This is a genomic window from Alcanivorax sp. HI0044 (assembly GCF_001634945.1).
Genome location: NZ_LWEZ01001750.1, coordinates 1 through 738, shown reverse-complemented (window position 1 = coordinate 738; position 738 = coordinate 1). Strand labels below are relative to the sequence as shown.

Annotated in this window: 1 protein-coding gene and 1 pseudogene; both read left to right on the top strand. The window is 58.1% G+C overall.

From position 1 onward, the window contains the following. Window positions 1–191: pseudogene (locus tag A3730_RS32255) on the top strand (DUF2236 domain-containing protein); the annotation flags it as partial. Window positions 192–202: 11 nt separating this feature from the next. Further along, a partial coding sequence (locus A3730_RS26240) for an AMP-binding protein (RefSeq protein ID WP_231884053.1) occupies window positions 203–738 on the top strand: 536 nt, incomplete at its 3' end.

The window sequence follows — 738 nt, the reverse complement described above, 5'->3', positions numbered from 1 at the left end:
TGCCCGTTGCGTTCCGTGAAAAATTCCAGATCCCCTGGACCACCAGCGATGAACGCCTTTTCCGTCTGTGGTGTGGCACGTACCGTGCCATGCACGCCCTGACACCGAAAAAGTGGCGACTGATTCCACTGGCCCGCAAGGCCTACTCGGATGCGCAGCGCCACCCTGAAGCCTATAACAGCAATAACTGAAGGTGCTTTTTATGAAGTCGGATACCCGCCCCTGGCTGTCTACCTACGAATCAATGGGCCATGACTGGCACAGCCTGCCAGAGTTGCCCGAGAAGACCCTGTCTGACTATGTGCGGGGGTATGCGGAGCAGTTTCCGGATCGTGAAGCCCTGGTGTTCCTGGGCCAGGCCATGAGCTATCGGCAACTGGATGAGATGGCCGATCGCATGGCGGCGTTGTTTGTCTCGCAAGGCGTCAAGGCCGGCGACGTCCTGGGCCTGCAGATGCCAAACACCCCGCAGTATGTGGTGGCTTTTATTGCGGCGGCGCGTCTGGGCATGGTGAGCACCAGCATTTCGCCTTTAATGACGCCGCCGGAAATTATTCACCAGGCCAGCGATGCCAGAGTGAAAATTCTGATGACACTGATGCCGTTCTGGCAGACCTCCATTCCACCGGTGTTGGGCAAGGTTGAAAGCCTGCAGACCGTGATTGTGTCCGGCCCCATGGACCTGGTCTCCGGTCAGGGGGAAAGCGTGGAGGAATCCCGTGACGGTGTGAATGTGAT